General features: G+C 70.0%; 14 protein-coding genes. 9 read left to right on the top strand and 5 right to left on the bottom strand.

Annotation, left to right across the window (positions count from 1 at the left end):
* Position 1 precedes the first annotated feature (1 nt).
* The gene (locus F8M74_RS25760) at positions 2-2320 is read left to right on the top strand and encodes a hypothetical protein (protein ID WP_141256559.1); all 2319 of its coding nucleotides are present in this window, start codon (positions 2-4) and stop codon (positions 2318-2320) included.
* A 57-nt stretch (positions 2321-2377) separates the two neighbouring features.
* Positions 2378-3757, top strand: coding sequence for a sigma 54-interacting transcriptional regulator (locus F8M74_RS25765; RefSeq protein ID WP_141256558.1), 1380 nt, complete (start codon positions 2378-2380; stop codon positions 3755-3757).
* A gap of 5 nt (positions 3758-3762) precedes the next feature.
* Here the strand turns inward: F8M74_RS25765 and F8M74_RS25770 are convergent, their stop codons facing one another.
* From F8M74_RS25770 to F8M74_RS25780, 3 genes are all read right to left on the bottom strand, one after another.
* On the bottom strand, positions 3763-5094 hold the full coding sequence (locus tag F8M74_RS25770; protein WP_141256557.1) for a serine/threonine-protein kinase: 1332 nt from the start codon (positions 5092-5094) through the stop codon (positions 3763-3765).
* 79 nt (positions 5095-5173) lie between these two features.
* A complete protein-coding gene (locus F8M74_RS25775) occupies positions 5174-8965 on the bottom strand; it encodes a serine/threonine-protein kinase (protein ID WP_228560301.1) in 3792 nt (1263 codons plus the stop codon).
* Positions 8966-9111: 146 nt separating this feature from the next.
* Complete coding sequence (locus tag F8M74_RS25780) at positions 9112-9348, bottom strand: helix-turn-helix domain-containing protein (protein WP_013940940.1); 237 nt, start codon at positions 9346-9348, stop codon at positions 9112-9114.
* Between the two features lie 267 nt (positions 9349-9615).
* On the opposite strand from F8M74_RS25780, the gene F8M74_RS25785 reads away from it, so the two are divergent.
* From F8M74_RS25785 to F8M74_RS25810, 6 genes are all read left to right on the top strand, one after another.
* The gene (locus F8M74_RS25785) at positions 9616-10023 is read left to right on the top strand and encodes a (deoxy)nucleoside triphosphate pyrophosphohydrolase (RefSeq protein WP_090490760.1); all 408 of its coding nucleotides are present in this window, start codon (positions 9616-9618) and stop codon (positions 10021-10023) included.
* A gap of 1 nt (position 10024) precedes the next feature.
* Entirely contained in the window at positions 10025-10951 is a 927-nt protein-coding gene (locus F8M74_RS25790) for a hypothetical protein (RefSeq protein WP_141256555.1), read from the top strand.
* Positions 10952-11126: 175 nt separating this feature from the next.
* A complete protein-coding gene (gene ftsH / locus F8M74_RS25795) occupies positions 11127-13148 on the top strand; it encodes an ATP-dependent zinc metalloprotease FtsH (RefSeq protein WP_141256577.1) in 2022 nt (673 codons plus the stop codon).
* Positions 13149-13260: 112 nt separating this feature from the next.
* The gene (locus tag F8M74_RS25800) at positions 13261-13506 is read left to right on the top strand and encodes an RNA polymerase sigma factor region1.1 domain-containing protein (protein ID WP_140792871.1); all 246 of its coding nucleotides are present in this window, start codon (positions 13261-13263) and stop codon (positions 13504-13506) included.
* A 105-nt stretch (positions 13507-13611) separates the two neighbouring features.
* Entirely contained in the window at positions 13612-14241 is a 630-nt protein-coding gene (locus tag F8M74_RS25805) for a nucleotide exchange factor GrpE (RefSeq protein WP_141607789.1), read from the top strand.
* A 68-nt stretch (positions 14242-14309) separates the two neighbouring features.
* Positions 14310-15770, top strand: a complete 1461-nt coding sequence (locus F8M74_RS25810; RefSeq protein WP_171410516.1) for a trypsin-like peptidase domain-containing protein — start codon at positions 14310-14312, stop codon at positions 15768-15770.
* 12 nt (positions 15771-15782) lie between these two features.
* Here F8M74_RS25810 and F8M74_RS25815 read toward each other — a convergent pair whose 3' ends face one another.
* Positions 15783-16418, bottom strand: a complete 636-nt coding sequence (locus F8M74_RS25815; RefSeq protein ID WP_141258132.1) for a DUF6066 family protein — start codon at positions 16416-16418, stop codon at positions 15783-15785.
* Between the two features lie 170 nt (positions 16419-16588).
* Between F8M74_RS25815 and F8M74_RS25820 the strand changes: the two genes are divergently transcribed.
* Complete coding sequence (locus tag F8M74_RS25820; RefSeq protein WP_002638616.1) at positions 16589-16948, top strand: PilZ domain-containing protein; 360 nt, start codon at positions 16589-16591, stop codon at positions 16946-16948.
* Positions 16949-17117: 169 nt separating this feature from the next.
* Here F8M74_RS25820 and F8M74_RS25825 read toward each other — a convergent pair whose 3' ends face one another.
* On the bottom strand, positions 17118-18668 hold the full coding sequence (locus F8M74_RS25825; RefSeq protein WP_141258133.1) for a Glu/Leu/Phe/Val dehydrogenase: 1551 nt from the start codon (positions 18666-18668) through the stop codon (positions 17118-17120).
* Positions 18669-18941: the final 273 nt, after the last annotated feature.

The raw sequence follows: 18941 nt of genomic DNA on the forward strand, positions 1-18941 counted from the left end.
CATGCAGTCCGTCAATGAAACCGGGTGGCCGGAGTCGCTCCGGTCCCTCTATGAGACGGTGACGGGGACGCCCGCGGCGGAGGCCATGGCCGCGTCCACCCAGTGGCGCGAGTCCTTCGCGGCCTGGGTGCGAGGCGCTTCGCTGGATGAGCGCACCCTGGCGCAAGCGGCGGCCTGGAGCCGACTGGACGAGGGCGAGCGGACCCTCGGCGAGCTGTTGTTCTTGCTCTCTTCATGCAGTGAGTTGCTGTGGCCCTACGCCGTGCCGCCCCGGGGCCTGCTGCCGCGCTTGATGGCGCGGCAGGAGACGATGCTGGGCGCGTTGCTGGAGGTGGGGGATGCGGACACGGCCGCGCGGGTGCGGCGTGAGACGGAGGCCACCGTCACCACGGTGCTGACGCGCATCCTGAAGCGGCACCCGGACGCGCTCCAGTCCCTCGTCGGCGACGCGCCGTGCACCTTCGACGGCCGGGCCCTGCGCTTCCACGGCGCGGTGGAGGTGGACCTGCGTCAGGTGTTGGGCACCGGCGCGAAGTCCGTCGCGCTGCTGGAGCAACTGCGCGCGCTGATGCCGGCGACGGCGGCGGACGGGCGCGACCGGTTGGCGGAGTTCATCCGGACACGGGCCGCGCGGCTGCCGTGGCGGGAAGCTTCGGAGGTACTGGCCGAGCGGCTCTTCTCGCTGGCGACGTCGCCGGAGGGCCGCAGCGGCATGAGTGGTTTCCTGGCGTGCTACCCCGGTGGACGCAAGGAGCCGGACTGGTGCGCTCGGGCGGGGCTCTTGCTGTCGCGCACGCTGGAGGTCGGCGGTCCTCCCGAAGTGGTGGAGAACCTGTGCGAGCTGCTGGCGCGCTTCGATGCGCCGCCGGTGGACGGCCTGCGTGGGGCGCTGGGCGCTTTGGTGAACGGCGACTTCGAGGCCTCGGCGGACCTGGGCCCCGTGCGCTTCGTGCTCGACCACTGCCAGGCCACGCTGCGCAAGGGCGAGCCCGGTCTGGTGCTCACGCTGCTGTGGCTGGAGGAGCGGTTGTTCCGTGCCGCTGTGCGCAAGGGCGCACCAGATGCCTTCGACCGCCGCAAGCGCGCGCTGTCGAAGCTCAAGCCGGGGGCGCCGGGATTCGACCAGCTCCACTGGCTGGCGGAAGAATGTGCCGAGCTGTGGCCTCGATTCATGCCCGGTGCCGTGCGGCCCGGGCTGGACGAACTGGCGGCGTGGCGTCAGGAAGTCGCCGACCGCGTGGGGCGCAAGCCCGTGCTGCGCAAGGCGGCCATCGAGTTCTTCCTCTGGTGCGCGCCGGATGCCGCTTCGTCCGAGGCGGAGCTCACGGTGCTGTTGCTGGTGCGCACCGCGACCGACCGGAGACAGGTGAAGCGGCTCAAGGAGCACCCGTCGTCACGCGTTCGCCTCCGCGTCCGGACGCTCCAGTCCTGGTTCCAGGGCCCGTCGGCGAAGGGGAAGCCGGGCGCCTCCGTGGAGCCTTCACAGGCTTCGGGCCCCGCGTCGTTGACGGAGGCGTTGCGGCACCTGCACGTGACGCGCGCGGTGCCGCTCGGAGGCCGGACGTGGCTGCGTGACCGGGACCTGGAGGAGCTGTTGCTGGGCGCTTTCGGTCGAGTGGAGGCGGAGTTCTCGTCTCGCTATCCGGAGCGCTTCCGCGAGGACACCGAGACGCTGGCGGCGGACCTGCTCGAAGCACTGCGCGCCGAGCTGGCGCGGGTGAAGGCGGACGTCGCCGCGTTGATGGCCCAGGGGCAGCCCTCGCCGTGGGAGCTGTCGATGACGGTCCGGCGCCGTGAACCGGAGCCCGCGCCCGAGCCTGTCCTGGTGGACGGCGAGGCGGCTCCGGACGCCATGCCTCCGCCTTTGGCCGCCGCGCGACTGGGGGTGGAGGTGGCTTTCGTCCTCGACGTGGCGGTGGGCGACTTCCTGCGCACGCGGCGCGTGGTGTCCGTGCAGGTGGTGAAGCTCGAACAGCGCGGAGAAGGTCAGTGGCTGCCCGCCTTCCGGCTGGGCCGGGAGCACCTGGACGCGCAGTTGCTGCGGACCGATGCCGCGTTCTGCCTGTTCCTGGCGCCTCCGTTTCCTCGGGCCGAGTGCTGGGTGGTTCCGTCGCGAACGGTGCGCGCGATGATGGAATCGCAGCGCTCGCTGTCGGGTGTGCCGCGAGACGGGGTGCAGCGGGTGGCGCGCTCACTGTCCCACTGGCTGTTGGGCGACCTCGTCGGTCTGTGGACGGGGGACGAACGCCCGGAGTCGTTTGCCCGGCTGTCTCGCGCGGAGGACGGGCCGGACTTCGTCGTCGAATGGGGCCTCCGGTAGGTCAAGTGGCCACGGGGCCCGCTGGCGTGGCGTCCACGGTGATAGCGTCCATCCCTTATGAGTCACACCGAGCGACCCCAGGGGGCGGGCCGTCCAGCCGAAGGGCCTGATTCCGTCCAGCAGACGCGGCCCACAGGTACAGGAAGGCCCGGGAGCTCGGGCGCTGTTCGCCGCTTCCGATTCACCGTCCTCGAAGGTCCGCAGCCTGGGCAGTCCAAGGACAGCAACGCGGACACGTTCTCCATCGGCTCGCATGGGCTCAACGACTTCGTCATCGAGGAGCCCACCGTCTCGCGCTTCCACTGCGAGGTGAAGGTCGACCACGACGGCGCCCGCCTGCGGGATTTGGACAGCCGAAACGGCACCGTGCTCGACGGCGTCCACGTGCGCGACGCGTACCTTCGTGGCGGCAGCATCCTGCGCCTGGGCCGGGTGAGCGTCCGGTTCGACTTCAGCCCGGAGACGAACCGGCTGCTCATCTCCGACCGCACGACGTTCGGTGAGCTGGTGGGCGCGTCGCCCGTGACGCGCGCCAGCTTCGCCCTCATGGAGCGAGCCGCCGCGAGCGACGCGACGGTGTTGCTGGAGGGGGAGACGGGCACGGGCAAGAGCCGCGCGGCCTTCGCCATCCATCAGGCCAGCGCCCGGGTCTCAGGGCCTTTCCTCACCGTGGACTGCGGCGCCATTCCCGGCAACCTGCTGGAGAGCGAGCTGTTCGGCCACGAGAAGGGCTCCTTCACCGGCGCCATCCAGCGCCGCATTGGTGCCTTCGAGGAGGCGGACGGCGGCACCATCTTCCTGGACGAGATTGGCGAGCTGCCCGCGGAGCTGCAGCCGAAGCTGCTGCGCGTCCTGGAGAACAAGGAGATTCGCCGGCTGGGCGCCAACGGGTACCAGCCCGTCAACGTGCGTGTCATCGCCGCCACGCACCGGGACCTGCGCGCCGAGGTGAACGCGGCGCGCTTCCGCTCCGACCTGTTCTTCCGCCTCGCGGTGGTGCGCATCATCATCCCCGCGCTGCGGGAGCGGCCCGAGGACATCCCCCTCATCGCGGAGCGAATCCTCACGGCCTTCGGGGCCGGCTCCGAGCAGCTCGCGGCGCTGAGCACTCCGGAGTTCATCGCGCAGCTCCAGCACGCCGCGTGGCCGGGGAATGTGCGCGAGCTGCGCAACCACCTGGAGCGTTGCCTCGTCTTCCAGGACGCCATGCCGCCGGACGCCGAGGAGGTGAGCGCGCAAGCGGTGCTGCGCAGCCTGGTGGACCCGAAGCAGCCCTACGCGGAGGCCCGTCGCCGCGCGCTGGAGGTCTTCGAGCGCGAGTACCTGGATGCGCTCCTCAAGCTCCACGGAGGCAAGGTGTCGCAGGCCGCCACCGCCGCGGACATGGACCGCGTGTACCTGTACCGCCTGCTGCGCCGGCACCGGCTGCGGACGTAGCTCGCTCAGCGGCTGGCGAGTGCATCCGACAGCAGGACCTCGCCCGCCGTGCCTCCCGAAGTCCAGGACTCCAGGCGGAGCAACTCACCACCCGCCAACCGCGGAAGGCCCTGGGCGTCCGTGTTCAGCTCACACAGGGCCGCGTGCGCATAGACGCGGACTTCCACGCTGTCAGCCGCGGCTTCACACGCTTGCCGCAACAGCGCGTCCGCCACCTGGCGCGCTTCCACCAGGGCAGGGACACGGGCCTCGGAGGTGGGAGGCAGTGGTCTCCACGCGAGCACGGCGTTGCCACTCTCCATGGCGAGCAGCCAGCCGCGGGTCTCCAGTTCGGTGAGCGTCGCGTCCAGCGTGGCGTCCCTGGCATCCAGGTCCGCGTCGGTGGGCTCGTCCAGGGCCACCGGGAAGCGGAGGTCCACATAGACAGCCACGGCCCATGTCTCCTCCGGGGTGGGCGCCAGCGCCGCGCGCAAGGCATCGAGGAAGGCGGGCACGTCCGGCCAGCGGTCCCCAGGGGCCTTCGCGAGACCCCGTTGGACCACGGCGTCCAGTGCTGGCAGTGCGTGCACCCGTTCATCCAGGTGCGGTGGCGGCGCATGGAGGTGCTGCTCCTCGACCTCCACCACGCTGGTGCCCTCGAAAGGCAGGCTCCCGGTGAGGAGTTGGTAGAGAAGCACGCCCATCGCGTACAGGTCGGTGCGTGCGTCCAGGGCTTGCCCGCGAATCTGCTCGGGGGCCATGGACACGGGAGTGCCGAGCACGGCGCCGCCGGACGTCAGGCCGGAGAGCCCCTCCGGTGGCTCCACGCGGGCGATGCCGAAGTCCACCAGCTTCACCGTGAAGCCCTCCGTCAGGGGGATGACCATCACGTTCTGGGCCTTGAGGTCCCGGTGCAGGATGCCGCGGCCATGGGCGAAGTGCAGCGCGGCGCCCAGTTCCTCCATCACCGTCAGCGCCTCCGCGAGGGAGTAGGGGCCTCGGTGCGTGAGCCACTGGTCCACGCTTTCGCCCTCCAACCATTCCATGGCCAGCCAGGGGCGTCCGTCGCGAAGGTCGCCGTGCTCGAGCACCTCCACGATGTGGGGATGGCGCAGCGCCCGGAGCGTGTCCGCTTCCTGCTGGAAGCGGCGGAGCACGTTGGTGACGTGGTTGAACTCGGCACGCACCACCTTCACCGCGGCGGGAGCCCGGGTGGACAGGTGCGACGCGCGATAGAGCCACGCGGTCACGCCCGCGTGGACGCGGGACTCGATGACCCAGTCGCCCACCAGCGCTCCGGGTTCCAGTTCGTCTCCGTAGAGCGATATGGCGTGTTCGCGTGGGGGCCCATCGGCCATGGGACGTCCCTCCGTGCCTGTGCGGCGACACCCCGTGCTAACACGGTTCTCGGCCCCGGCACTGGGCGTGGCCGTCCCGCTAGGGGCTTTCGGCCGGCGCCACCAGCGCGCGGACGCGGTCCGTCCACAGCGGCGCTTCGCGTGCGGTCTCCTCGACCTCCGCGACCCGAGCGCGCAGCGTCACCGTGTCTCCGGCCTTGCGAGCCGCGCGTGCCGCCCAGACGAGAATCTCCAGCCGCTCATCAGGCGTGGCCAACCGGCGTGACGCTTCTACCAGGTGGGCCCAGGCATCGGCGCCGTAGGGAAGGGCATCTTGAGCCTCGTTCACGACGCGCCGGACCACGGACAGCATCAGCGCGTCCGAAGGTGACAGACGCTCCCGCGTGTCCGGCTCCTCGAGCCAGGCGAGCTGACGTGCGACTTCGGACAGGTCTCCGAGTTCGCAGCACAGGCGCGCCACCAGCAGGGCATCCTGGGCCATGGACCGGGGGAAGAAGCGCTGGCTGAGCACGCCGGCCCGCCGCGCCAGGGGCAATGCCTCCACGGCCCGGCCCTGGTAGCCGAGCAGCAGCGCCAGGTTGAAGGCGGAGGTCCGTTCAATCTGCACGTTGCCCAGCTCGCGTCCCAGGGTTACCGCGCGCTCCAGGTCCGCGTGAGCGCCCGCCGCGTCCCGGCGCTGGACATGCAGCACCATCCGGTTGTTGAGGGCCACGCCCAGGTGCAGGGTGTCGCCGGTCGCCTCGCACAGGGCGATGGCTTCGTCGAAGCGGCGCGAGGCTTCGTCCAGCCGGTCGGTCCACGCCAGCATCGCGCCCAGCATGGCCAGGGCGATGGCCTCCGTCTCCGAATCCTCTCCGGACCGCGCGGCCTCCACGGCTCGCTCCAGGGCGGGCACAGCCCCAGTGATGTCCTCCCGCCGCACGAAGACGCGCGCCTGGGCCAGGGCATGGCGCGCGGCCAGCTCCGAGGGGACCGCGTCCTTCAGGCAGTGCAGGGCCTGCTCCAGCAGTGCGGTGGAGCCCACTGCGTCGTCCTGCCAGTCGAGGGCGGTGGCTTCTTCCAGCAGCAGGTCCGCCTCGCGCACCACATCGCGGTGGGCCTCGGCCAGCAGGCGGGCGGCGCGCAGGTCTTCCACCGCGTCGTCGATGCGCTGGAGGCGGTAGCGCACGCGTCCTCGTCCCGACAGCAGCTCCAACCGGACGGCCTCTTCGGTGCGCGGCACCAGCGACAGGGCGGCCGAGTAGTGCCGTTCCGCCTCCAGGAGCCGGTGCGCGTGGCGAGCGGATTCGGCCAGGTTCCAGTGGAGGGCCGTGGCTTGGAGGGAATCTCCGGCGGACTCGGCCAGACGCGCCCTTCGGGCGGTGGGCGTAGCGGGCAGGGCGCGCAAGGCGGCCGTGCAGATGCGCCGCTTCAGGGCCGGAGGGAGCAGGGCGGTGAAGGCTTCGCGCAGGGTGGTGTGTTCGAAGCGCCAGCGTCGCGGCCCTCGGGGTTCCAGCATGCCCGCTCGTGCCAGCCGCTCCATCGCGACGCCCGGGTCCAGCGACAGGTCCAGGGACGCGTCTGCCTCCAGGTGGGCGAGCGTGGCGGTGAGTTCCTCCAGCCTGACGTCGTCTCCCAGGAGTGCCGCGACATGGAGCGGGGCGCGCATGCCAGTGGGCAGGCCCGAGAGGCTTCGTTCGGCGAGCCGTTCATCCGCGCCCGGGCGGTCCGGGGCCAGCCCGTTGAGGGCGTCCGCAGCGAGGTAGCCACCCCCATCCGGACGGGTACGGATGGCGCCCGCGCCTCGGAGGGCACGCACCGTCTCCAGCATGCGCAGCGGTGAGCCACCGCAGCGGTCCACCAGCTCTCTCAACACGCCTTCGGCAATCAGGTCTACGGGGCGCAGCCACTGGCGGAGCAACTCACGCGCATCGAGTTCCGGAAGGGGAGGAAGCTCTCGCTGTTCGGCGTCTCGTGCGCGTTCTCCCAAGTAGGGGCGCAGGCCTAGCAGCCGGTGCCGGCCGGCGAGCACCACGCACAGGGGGGCCCCCTCTCCAGAGAGCGTCGCCAGTTCCAGTGCATCCAGGGCCGTGGGGTCCAGCGTGTGCGCGTCATCGACCAGCAGAACCAGGGGCTGCGCGGCCGCGAGCCGCCACAGGTGCGCTGCGATGGCCCTCGCCACCAGTTGCCTGCGCGCCGCCGGGTGCACGGTGGCCACATCCAACGGGGGATGCGCGTCCGCGAGCAGCCGGCGCAGCGCTTCATCCGAGGGCGTCTGAGCTGGAAGGCCGAGGACGGTGTTGATGAGACTTCGCAGACCGCTTTCGCTCGCGCTGCCTTCATCCGGGAGCGCCTCGACGAAGCGCACGGAGACGCCGGGCGTGCCCTCCAGTTCGCTCCGCCACGTCGTGAGCAGGCGTGTCTTGCCCTGTCCCTCTTCCGCCAGCAGGGTGCGCAGCACGGGCGCGCCGTGTGCCTGCACGCGCGACAGGGCTTCGCGCAGCCACTGCCGTTCCGTGTCCCGGCCCAGGAGGACGTCAGGAGCTATCAGCGCGTCCCCATGCGGCGTGCTGTAGGGCAGGTCGCCCAGGTGGGCTCGGGCGCTGGCCGTCAGTGCGACAGTCTCAGGGGGGGAGACGGATTCAAACGATGGCCACCACCGCTCGGGCCGCTCCACCGCCGCTCCACCCACCGTCAAGCGACCTGCACGCTCACGAATGCGCAGCGGTGCGCAATGAAGCGCGAGCGTTGCGTTTGGGGGGAGAGCGGCTTTCAGCACCTCTGCGGCCCGGAGCGCTGCGCGCAGCCCGGCTTCCACCGCCGCTTCGTGGGGGAACGCGAAGAGGCAAAGGCCCGGCTCCACGCGCGCGAGGATGACGCCGCTTCCGGCGAGGCACGCCTGCAAGGCCGGTGCGTCCAGTGAGGACTTCACACCGAGGACCGCCACTTCGTTCGTGGTTCGGCTGGTGTCCGGGGTGGGGGTGGTTGAAGGGCCCGTGTTCGTCCATGACGCCTCCGTGGCGTGGCGCGGGCTCTCCGCCAAGGCCGCGGACACCGCATGTGGGCCCAGCGCATCGCCAGCGCCCTGAAGCTCGCGCAACTCCTCCGCCAGCGACCGCGCACTGTGTCCCCGGTCCTCGGGCACCTTGGCCAGCAGCCGCTGCACCAATGTCTCCACCGCCGCGGGCACCGGCCAAGGCGCGAGCGTCCGCATTGTCGGAGGCCGCCGCGAGACATGCGCCTGGAGCACCGCTGCCGCCTCTCCGACAAAGGGAGGCCGACCACACAGCAACTCAAAGAACATGACCCCAAGCCCATACAGGTCCGCGCGCGCGTCGATGAATCGCGCGTCCCGGCACTGCTCGGGTGACATGTACTCATGGGTCCCCAGCCGCTGACCCGTGCGGGTGAGCCCTGGCGAGAGCCCCTCCGCATCATCCTGGGCCGTCAGCCGCGCGAGCCCGAAGTCCAGCAGAACGAGCCGCCCTTCGGACAGCACGACGTTTTCCGGCTTCAGGTCCCGGTGCACCACGCCCGCCGCATGGACCTGGGCCAGCGCCTCCGCCAGGGCTCGCGTCAGCGGGGCCGCATCGGCCCAGGGCAGGGCACCGGCGCCCGGAAGCTTCGCTAACCGCCGAGCCAGCGTCGGGCCCTCGATGCGCTCCATGATGACCACCCGCTCACCGGCGCGGGTCGTGGCCTCGCCCAGCAGCCGCGGCACGGCGGGGGGACCGATGCGGCGCAGGGCCTCCAACTCCCGCCCCAGTCGTTCGCCCGCGAGCGGCTCCAGCACCTTCAGCGCGACGTCCTGCCCATCCACCTCGCGCCGCGCGGCAAACACCCGTCCAAACCCACCGCGCCCCAAGGGCGCTCCCAGGACATAGCCCGCCACTTCCGGAGGCTCCGGCAAGGAGCCTGGGGCACGCGCTTCGACCGGGCCGTGGCGAGGACAGCGCTCGGCCACGCGGCGATGGCAGGTGGGGCAGCGCATGGGCGTGGGAGCTCGGGGCCGGGAGCTTGGACGGCCACGCCCGGACGTCAGTCACTCATCTCCGGCAGCTCGGGCAGCACATCCGGGTCCAGCTTCAGAATCACACACAGGCGCGTCAGGGTGGGAATGGTCGGCACCATCACCCCTCGTTCCACCCGAGCGAGCACTTCCACGGGGATTTCCAGTTGCTCGGCGACCTCCTCCATGCCGAGCCCCGCCTGCTGGCGGGCGGCTTTCAGTGCCGCTCCGAGCACCTCGGCCCTTTCCCTACGACTCGTCGTCATGGGGCGAGCATGACGCCTTCTCGCGTTCCCGTCATCCAATTCACCACATGCCGGTGCGCTGGCGCACGGACCCGAACATTGCCCGGGGGGCGGGCGGCCGGGGCAAGCCCCCCGGGCGTCCGCGGCGACTGTGCGGCCCAGGGGGAGGGTGGCCGGGTTGTCCGGACGTGCGCAGGCTGGGCGACTGGGGTTGCGGCATTGGCGCCGGGCGGGGGCTGTGTTAGTTCGCCCCTCCCCCCGGTGTCCCGCCAGAAAGAGGAGAAGCGAATGGCCCGCCGTCAGGTCCGTGTCGTCGGTGCGATGCTCCAGAATGAGCAGGGGCGCTACCTCATCACCCAGCGCCCCCCCACCGCGTCACTGCCCCTGCTGTGGGAGTTCCCCGGCGGGCGCGTGGAGGAGGGCGAAGAGGACGCCGAGGCCCTTGCCCGGGAAATCCAGGAAGAGACGGGCGTGGAGGTGGACGTGCTGGGTCAGGCCATGCACACCCACCACGAGTACCCCAACTACGACATCGACTTCCGCGTCTTCCACTGCCGGCTCTCGCGGCCGACGGAGGAGATTCAACACCTGCGCGTGCATGACCACCGCTGGGTGACGCTGGAGGAGATGTCCGCGTACCGCTTCCCGGACGCGGATGCCAAGACGCTGGCGAAGCTGCTCGACCTGGACAGCTGACGTGCCGCGCCGTCTCCTCCTGGCGTTGCTGGCCGGAGTGCTGGGCGCGTGCTCCCGCTCCAAGCCGCCGCCCGCGCCGCCTCCACCCGAGGTGACGAACCAGGTCCCGGCCCAGGGCGTGCCGGGGTGTACGCTCTACGGCGAGCCTCAGCGGTCCGGCACCGTGCCCGACGTGCTGCCCGAGCTCTCCGGCCTGGCCGCCAGCCAGCGCCACCCGGGCGCCTTCTGGGCGCACAACGACTCCGGCAACGGCTTCGAGCTGTTCGCGATGGACGCGAAGGGCGCCATCCTCGCCCGGTTGGCGCTCACCGGGGCCACCCCGCGCGATATCGAGGACGTCACGGTGGGGCCCTGCGCCCCGGGTACGTCGCGCAGCTGCGTCTACCTGGCGGACATTGGCGACAACTTCGCGCGCCGCGAGCAGGTGCGGCTCTACCGGCTGCCCGAACCGGAGGCGCTCGAAGACGCCACGGTGCCGGTGGAGGTGCTGCCCTTCATGTATCCGGACGGGCCCCGCGACGCGGAGTCGGTCATCATCGATGCACGCTCTGGCCGGTTGGCCGTCATCACCAAGACGCTGGACTCCCTGGGAGATGTCTTCGCGCTGGATGGCCTGAGCGCGGACACCTCCATCCAGGCCCGGAAGCTGGGGACGCTGACGGCGCCACTTGGGATGGACCGGGCCACCACCGCGGCCTCCTTGCATCCGTCCGGTGAGCGGCTGTTGCTGCGCACCTACTCGCGCGCGTACGAGCTGCGCCGCCCCGACGCCGCGCGGCTGGAGGACCTGTTGCAAGGACAGCTCGTCGAGGTTCCGAGCGGGAGCCAGGCACAGGCAGAAGCCATCACCTTCGTGCAAGACGGCAACGGCTATTTGTTGGGGACGGAGTTCACTGGTCAACCCTTGTGGTTGATCGGGTGTCACTGATTCGCCGCAAGGGCCCGCACATGCCGTGAAGCCCACCTGGCGGGTTGACGGTATGGCAACGGTGAACATCTTTGGCCCGCCGGGGAAGACGCCTTGCGGTCACGGTGTCCGCGTGGGCGGGGGAGGGGGAGGGTCGAGCGTGCCGACGATGAAGCCACAGGATTTGCCGCCTGGGATGGGCCCACGCGGAAAGAAGACAGACAAGCCAACGCCAACGGGGAAGGGGTTCAAGTTCGGCTCTCCGTTGGGCTACATCCTGTTGCTCGTCCTGGGCTTCCTGCTGTTCCGCAACGTCTTCCAGGACGCGGGCGTGCGGCGCGTGAGCTACAGCCAGTTCCGCGACGGGGTGGAATCCGGGAACTTCAGCCGGGTCCAGATTTCGAACGAGTGGGTGAAGGGCTTCCTCAAGGACACGGCGCAGCCGCCTCCTCCGGCAGACGGGGAGCGCACGCTGCGCGGCGAGCCGAGCGCCCTGCCGTGGATGGCCTACCGCGTCGCCGGTGACGAGGGGCTGGTGCCGTTGCTGGAGCAGAAGGGCATCCAGTTCGAGGCCGTGCCGCAGTCAGGGCTGGGCGAGGCGCTGTGGATATGGCTGTTGCCCCTGGGCCTCTTCTTCCTCTTCTGGAGCTTCATGATGCGCCGGGTGGCCGGCGGCATGGGGCAGGGCCCGCAGAGCGTCATGAGCTTCGGGAAGACACGCGCCAAGGTGCAGGCCGAGGCCGACACCGGCGTGGGCTTCAATGACGTGGCCGGCGTGGATGAGGCGGTCGACGAGTTGCGCGAAATCGTCGAGTTCCTCAAGACGCCCGAGAAGTTCCGCCGCCTGGGCGGGCGCATCCCCAAGGGTGTGCTGCTGGTGGGCCCTCCGGGTACGGGCAAGACGCTGCTGGCGCGGGCCGTGGCCGGTGAAGCGGGCGTTCCCTTCTTCAGCCTGTCGGGCTCCGAGTTCGTGGAAATGTTCGTCGGCGTGGGCGCCGCGCGAGTCCGCGACTTGTTCGCCCAGGCCACGGCGAAGGCGCCGTGCATCATCTTCATCGACGAGCTGGATGCCATTGGCAAGAGCCGCAACTCGGGCGTGGCCGGTGGACATGACGAGCGTGAGCAGACGCTCAACCAGCTGCTTGCGGAGATGGACGGCTTCGACAGCCGCGCGGGTCTCATCATCCTGGCGGCCACCAACCGTCCGGAGATCCTGGACAGCGCGCTGATGCGTCCGGGCCGCTTCGACCGGCAGGTGCTGGTGGACCGGCCGGACAAGCGGGGCCGCGAGCGCGTGCTGGAGATTCACGCCAAGGGCGTGAAGTTGGGACCGGACGTGGACCTCAATGCCATTGCCTCGCGCACCCCGGGCTTCGCGGGCGCGGACCTGGCCAACGTGGTGAACGAGGCCGCGCTCCTGGCCGCGCGCCGCAACCGCGACGCGGTGATGCGGGCGGACTTCGAGGAAGCCATCGAGCGTGTCGTCGCCGGCCTGGAGAAGAAGAACCGCCGGATGAACGAGCGTGAAAAGGAGATTGTCGCGCACCACGAGGCGGGCCACGCGGTGGTGGGGTGGATGCTGCCTCACGCGGAGCGGGTGACGAAGGTGTCCATCATCCCGCGCGGCCTGGCGGCGCTGGGCTACACGATGTCGCTGCCGCTGGAGGACCGCTATCTCATGTCGCTGGACGAGCTGCGCGACAAGATGGCGGGGATGATGGGCGGCCGGGCCGCGGAGGAGATCTTCATCGGGGAAATCTCCACCGGCGCGTCCAACGACATCCGCCAGGCCACGGAAATGGCCCGGATGATGGTGCGGGACTACGGCATGAGCACGCTGGGGCCGGTGGCCCTGAGCGCGGAACATGGCCCGGGCTTCCTCCGCTCGGCGGGCGTACCGGAGACGCGCAGCTACTCCGAGCAGACGGCGCGGATGATTGACGAGGAGGTGCGCAAGCTCGTCAGTGAAGCGCTCGACAGGGCCCGTCAGGTGCTGACCACTCACAAGGACAGGGCCCAGGCGTTGGCGGCCCGGCTCCTGGCCGTGGAGGTGGTGGAGGAGGAGACCATGGTGACGATTCTGGGTCCCAAGGTGTTGGCGCAGCGCGGCCTGCTGCACCCGGAGGCGCGTCAGGTCATCTCCGCGCACCCGGTGGACGTCGGAAGCAGTGACGACCAGACGCCGCCCACGCAGCACTCGGACGCGCTCGACTCCTGAGACGTCGGCTGGCTGGGCGCCTGCCCTCCTGCCGTCCCGAAGCCCACCGCCACCACGACGCCCTGCGGCGAGCGGTGGGCGAAATTATCTTCAGAGGAAAGGAGGCGTCGCCGTGGAGAACAGGATCGGTAAGAGCTACATCGCCCGCAAGGCCCTCTTCGCGAAGGGGCTCAAGGAGGGACGGCTCACGGTTCAGGAGATTGAGGAGGCCCTGCCGGCGGGATCCCTGACGGCGGCGGAGCGGTGGCTCCTCTACTACTCGCTGCGGGCCGCCCAGGTGGAAATCATTGACGAGGTGACAGGGCAGGTGGACCACGGCTTCATGGCCGAGTCTCCTGCCGCGCCGCAGGAGCACTAGCTCGCTCCCGCGTTGACAGGGGCCTTCTCGCGGTTAGGTTCCGGGCAGCAGTGGCTCCCTACCTTTCGCGCGAGACTGCGCACCCACCATCGCCTCAGGTTCGACATGGCCGGTAACACCCGCACCGACGCAGCCCCCGAAGCCCCCCAGCAGCCCCCCTCCGCCAACGGCGAGGGACCTGTTTCCGCCGCCGAGGAGTCTTCCTCTCAGCAGCAGGCTCCGGAGGAGCACGCGGCTGCCGGTCAGGACGCGGAGCGGGAGCGGCTGGTCGCGGAGCTGGAGACGCTTCGCAAGAAGTTCGACATCGCCGTCCGCGCGGTGCAGGCCGCGGAGAAGGACCGCGAGGAGTTCAAGCAGCGCGTGACGCGGGAGCGTGAGCGCATGCTGGACGTGGAGCGCGGCAACGTGGCCGTCACGCTGCTGGAGGCCATCGACGAGTTGGACCGGTGCCTGTCCGTCAGCGCCCAGGACACCACGCCGCTGGCCGAGGGCGTCCGGATGATTCGTGACGAGCTCTTGCGCAAGGCGCAGTCCACGGGCATCGAGCGCCTTCATGTCGTCGGGCAGACCTTCGACCCGAACACGGCCGATGCGGTCGACATGGAGGTGACCGCCACTCCGGACGAGGACCACCGCATCGTCGCCGAGCTGCGTGCGGGCTACCGGCTGAAGGACCGCATCATCCGTCCGGCCCGGGTGAAGGTGGCGAAGTACGTCGCCCCCGTCCAGGCCTGACGCCGCCGTCCAGGGCGCCCCCGTCACGGGAAGGGGGCGCCGGGCCCGGTTGTTGCGTCCGCTCGACCATGGTCCGCCGTGTAGACTGCCGCTCCGTGCTCTCCCGATTCTTCTCCCTGTGTTTGGTGCTGGCGCTCGCCCCGGTCGCGGCGGCCGCCGAGGGTCCTCTCGACGCGTGGCTTCCCGCGCGGGCCCGGGAGCATGCCGCGTGGTTCGCCGCGCAGGCCGCGGGTGTCGAGGGGCAGACGGGCAGCCTGGGCCTGTGGCGCGAGCGCGCCGAGGGAGACCCGGGCATCCCCCACTTCGTGCCCCCGTCCTCGCTGGCGCCGCTGATCCGCGCGGTGGAGGCGGGCGTCGTCAACATCACCACCGTGGGGCCCCGGGCCGGTGGCCTGGAGGGGATGAAGAAGTCCACAGGCTCCGGCTTCGTGCTGACGCCCGACGGGCTCGTCGTCACCAACAACCACGTGGTGGCCAGCGCGCAGCAGATTGCCGTGCGTCTGGCGGATGGCCGCGAGTTCGCCGCCTCCGTGGTGGGCCGTGACGCCTCCACGGACGTGGCGCTGTTGCGGCTCAGCGGCGTGGACCTGGGCAAGCTGCCCGCCGTCTACCTGGGGGACTCGGACCGGATGGCGGTGGGCGACTGGGTGGTGGCCATAGGCAACCCCTTTGGCCTGGACCACTCCGTGTCCCACGGGATGATCTCCGCCAAGGAGCGCGTACTGGGCGTGGGCCAGTTCGACGACTTCATCCAGACGGACGCGCTCATCAACCCCGGCAACTCCGGTGGGCCGCTCTTCAACATGAAGGGGGAGGTGGTGGGGGTGAACACCGCCATCATCAGTCAGGGGCAGGGCATTGGTTTCGCGGTCCCCAGCAACCTGGTGAAGGAGCTGCTGCCCAACCTCCGGGAGAACGGCAAGCTGGCGCGTGGGTGGCTGGGCGTCGTCATCAATGACGACGGGAGCAATGGGGGCAGTGAGCGCCAGGCCCCGCTGGTGAAGGACGTCTACAAGGGCAGCCCCGCCGCGGCCGTGGGCATCCGCCCCGGAGACCGGTTGGTGGCGGTGAACGGGCGGCCCATCGGCTCCTACCTGCAGCTGTTGCGCAAGGTGGCGCTGCTGGCGCCGGGCACCGAGGCGCGCCTGTCGCTGACGCGGGGCACCGAGACGCAGGAAGTGACGGTGCGGCTGGTGGCGCGCCCCGCGCAGGAGGCCACCGAGGGGCTCATCCAGCGGACGGCCAGCGAGGAGGAGATGGGGCTGGTGATCCGCGACCTCACGCCGGAGGTGGCCGCGCCCCTGGGGGAGACGGCCTGGTCTGGCGTGCTGGTGTCAGGTGTCACGCCGCGCAGCCCGGCGGACTCGGCCGGCCTGCGGGCGGGAGACGTCGTGACGGAAGTGAACCGCCGCCGGGTGAAGGACGTGGCCGGGGTGCGCGCGGCGCTGGGGAAGGGGAGCGCCGGGGTCAGCATCCTCCTTCGGGTGAAGCGGGGCGAGGCGCTCCAGTACATCGCCATCGCCCGGTGAGGTGACGCCCGGCTAGCGCTTCTTGGCGTCCTTGCCGTTGAGCCACAAGCCCATGGTCTGGCCGCTGCGGGCCTCGGTGATGAAGATGGCTTCGATGCGTGCCGTCACGCCGTGGCTCTTCCCGCCGCCCTTCTTGGGCAGGGTCCACACGCTCTGCGGGGTGAAGACAATCTGTGCCCGCACCGAGCGCGAGGAGAAGAGGCGGTTGAACATCTGCAGGTTCCACCCCGCCGGCATGTCACCGGTGACGGTGAGGTAGGGGAGGATGGGGTTGCCGTTGCCGTCCGTCTTCTTGGGCGCCCCGTGGGTGAGCGCCGAGCTGCCGGCGGGGAAGAACGGGGTGATGTTGATGCTGTACTCGCCCGTGCCCAGCGAATAGGGGCCCGGGGCGAGCATGGTGGCGTCGTCCTCGGTGACGATCATGTACAGCCGCTTGCCCTGGTACTTCTTCCGGAACGCCTCCGCGTTGGCCTTGCACTGCGAGTCCACGAAGGGGCCGTCGCACGCGCCCACGAACTTATCCAAGAAGGTCCCCAGCCCGCCCAGCGGCTCGGCTTCGTCACGCAGCTTGGCGAAGCGAGGGTCCGCGTCCGCCAGGGCAAGCGCGGGCGCGAGGAAGAGGGCGGCGGCGAGGAGGATGCGATTCACGGGCGAGGTCTCCGGGGAACAGGGGTTCAGCCCGGAATCGTGCCATTTCGGAAAGCGTCCGGCACTCGTTACATGGGTGTGCAGGGGTGGATGTAGGTGAAGAACTTGCCTACATGTGGCTACCGTGTAGGTTGCGCCTGTCACCACCTGTTCCGGGAGCTACTACCCCCATGTTTGAGCGTCCTCACGAGCGCCGTTCCCACCTCCGTTTCGACAAGGTCTTCACCGTCTACCTCACCACCCAGGATGGGATGCTTCGGGGTGTGGGCCGCAACATCAGCACGCGGGGCATGTTCGTGGAGGTCCGGGACCAGGTGGGCCTGGGCGAGAAGCTGAAGGTGACGTTCGCTGGCGAGGACGGGACGGAGATGACGTGCCTGTGCGAGGTCCGCTACCAGGTGGCCCTGGCCTTCGGGCGCAAGGACGGGCGCGAGGGCAGCAGCCGCGGCGTGGGGCTGCGCATCGTGGCCTATGAGACGCAGGACGACGCTCCCCTCCTGCTGGTGGACCGCGAGCGGGTGATGCACTGACGTTCGCCTGGGGCCCGTGAGGGGCTTCGCGGCCTGGCGCTTCCCGGAACAGCAGCGGGGGCCGCCCAAGCCAACCTCCGGACCCGGTGAAAACGAAAGGGCACGGCCTTCCAGATGGAGGACCGTGCCCTTCGTGTTTCCAGCGGTGGGCGGGTGCCCGTGGCTTCGACTACTGCGAGAAGCCCTCGAGGAGGTAGTGGGCCTCGATGCGCTTGAGCGCCAGAATCATGGCGGCGCAGCGGGTGTCCACCGCCTCACCGATGCAGTACTGGCGGCTGTCGTGCATCTCCGTCTTGCGCGGCTGGTTGCGCGAGATGTCGCGGATGATGCGGTAGTTGCGCTTCATGGCGCGCTCGAGCCGCTGGTCGACCTCGGCCTCGCTCCAGCGCTCCATGCGCTTGTTCTGGATCCACTCGTAGTAGCTCACCGTCACACCACCGGCATTGGCGATGATGTCCGGGATGAGCTCGATGCCGCGCTTCTCCAGGATGCGGTCGGCCTCCGGGGTGGTGGGGCCGTTGGCGCCCTCGGCCACCAGCTTGACGCGCAGGCGCTCGGCCACCTCGGCGGTGATTTCGCCGCCCAGGGCCGCGGGGACCAGGATGTCCGCCGGGACGTCCCAGAGGTCCTTCTTCTCGATGCGCTGGGCGCCCGGGAAGCCGAGCACGCTGCGCTTGAGGTTCTTGGGGTCCTGCACGTAGGCGGAGAGCGCGGTCACGTCGATCCCGTCACCATTGAAGATGGTGCCGTCGGCGTCGTTCACCGCGAGCAGGCGGGCGCCCATCTGCGACAGGATGTTGGCGGCGTGGCTGCCCACGTTGCCGAAGCCCTGGATGATGAACGTCTTGCCCTTCACGGACTCGCCGCGGTCGGCGTAGTAGTCCTCGATGCAGAAGGCGACGCCCTGGCCGGTGGCCTTGTGGCGGCCCTCGGAGCCGCCGATGCGCACGTCCTTGCCGGTGACGATGCCGCGCAGGTTGTGGCGCTCACGCTCACCGTCCGAGTACTGGCGGTAGAGCAGGGCCATGATGCCGGGGTTGGTGCCCACGTCCGGCGCCGGGATGTCGATGTCCGGGCCAATCATGCTCTTGAGCCGGTACATGAAGCGCAGGGTGATGGCTTCGATCTCCTCGCGGCCGTACTCGCGCGGGTCGATCTGGATGCCGCCCTTGCCGCCGCCGAACGGAACCTCGGCGATGGCCGTCTTCCAGGTCATCTCCGCGGCCAGGGCCTTGAAGAGGTCCAGGGACACCTCGCGGTGGTAGCGCAGGCCGCCCTTGTAGGGGCCGCGCGCCTGGTTGTGCTGCACGCGGTAGGCCTTGAAGCGCTGCGACTCACCGGGGACCAGCTGGTACACCTTGCCGTCGGGCAGGCGCAGGTGGCCCTGGCGGATGTCCACGTCCGAGCCCAGCAGGGCGCGGCCGTTGAGGATGATGTTGCCGTTGGCCAGCAGCTCCAGGCCTTCCTTGTTGCGCACCTGCGTCTCGGGAAGGTTGGAGAAGGTGCGCGCCTTCTCCTCGGAGAGCGGGACGAGGCGGTCCTTCAGCTTCGCCGTGACGTAGAAGATGTGCTCGTAGTCCGGCTCCTCCAACTCGAGGCGGACGCGCTTGTCCAGCGCGATGAGGTCCGCGGCACGATGGAAGATCTCCATCGCCTCGGTGTAGACGGTGCGCTTGGGCGTAGGGGCCGGGGCACGCATGAAATTCTCTTCGCTGGCCATGACGGGAGATGCTCCTTGTCGCGTCGCCGCTCGTGGGCGAGGCACGTGGGGGTAGCGGGGCCCTTATGTACATAGGCGCTCCGAGACTTCAACCGCGCCAAGCACCCGTCCTCTCCCAAGAATCTGGAGCGATAACGGGCACTTATGTCAACGCGATGTGTCACCTACGACAGACGCGGTGTGTCATCCGTGTCAGGGTGGTTAACCGTGGGGATGATTGGAAAGCCAACGATGCGGGCGCGCGAAAACGGGCGTGGTGGCGGGGCGGGTGAG

The sequence above is a fragment of the Myxococcus sp. CA023 genome (assembly GCF_010998615.1).
Lineage (GTDB): Bacteria > Myxococcota > Myxococcia > Myxococcales > Myxococcaceae > Myxococcus.

Bases quoted from the DNA above. Each gene is read 5' to 3' on its own strand.
- ftsH (WP_141256577.1), top strand. From the start codon at position 11,127: ATGGGCCCACGCGGAAAGAAGACAGACAAGCCAACGCCAACGGGGAAG.
- F8M74_RS25820 (WP_002638616.1), top strand. From the start codon at position 16,589: ATGTTTGAGCGTCCTCACGAGCGCCGTTCCCACCTCCGTTTCGACAAG.
- F8M74_RS25765 (WP_141256558.1), top strand. From the start codon at position 2,378: ATGAGTCACACCGAGCGACCCCAGGGGGCGGGCCGTCCAGCCGAAGGG.
- F8M74_RS25780 (WP_013940940.1), bottom strand. From the start codon at position 9,348: ATGACGACGAGTCGTAGGGAAAGGGCCGAGGTGCTCGGAGCGGCACTG.
- F8M74_RS25760 (WP_141256559.1), top strand. From the start codon at position 2: ATGCAGTCCGTCAATGAAACCGGGTGGCCGGAGTCGCTCCGGTCCCTC.
- F8M74_RS25785 (WP_090490760.1), top strand. From the start codon at position 9,616: ATGGCCCGCCGTCAGGTCCGTGTCGTCGGTGCGATGCTCCAGAATGAG.
- F8M74_RS25805 (WP_141607789.1), top strand. From the start codon at position 13,612: ATGGCCGGTAACACCCGCACCGACGCAGCCCCCGAAGCCCCCCAGCAG.
- F8M74_RS25770 (WP_141256557.1), bottom strand. From the start codon at position 5,094: ATGGCCGATGGGCCCCCACGCGAACACGCCATATCGCTCTACGGAGAC.
- F8M74_RS25810 (WP_171410516.1), top strand. From the start codon at position 14,310: ATGGTCCGCCGTGTAGACTGCCGCTCCGTGCTCTCCCGATTCTTCTCC.
- F8M74_RS25825 (WP_141258133.1), bottom strand. From the start codon at position 18,668: ATGGCCAGCGAAGAGAATTTCATGCGTGCCCCGGCCCCTACGCCCAAG.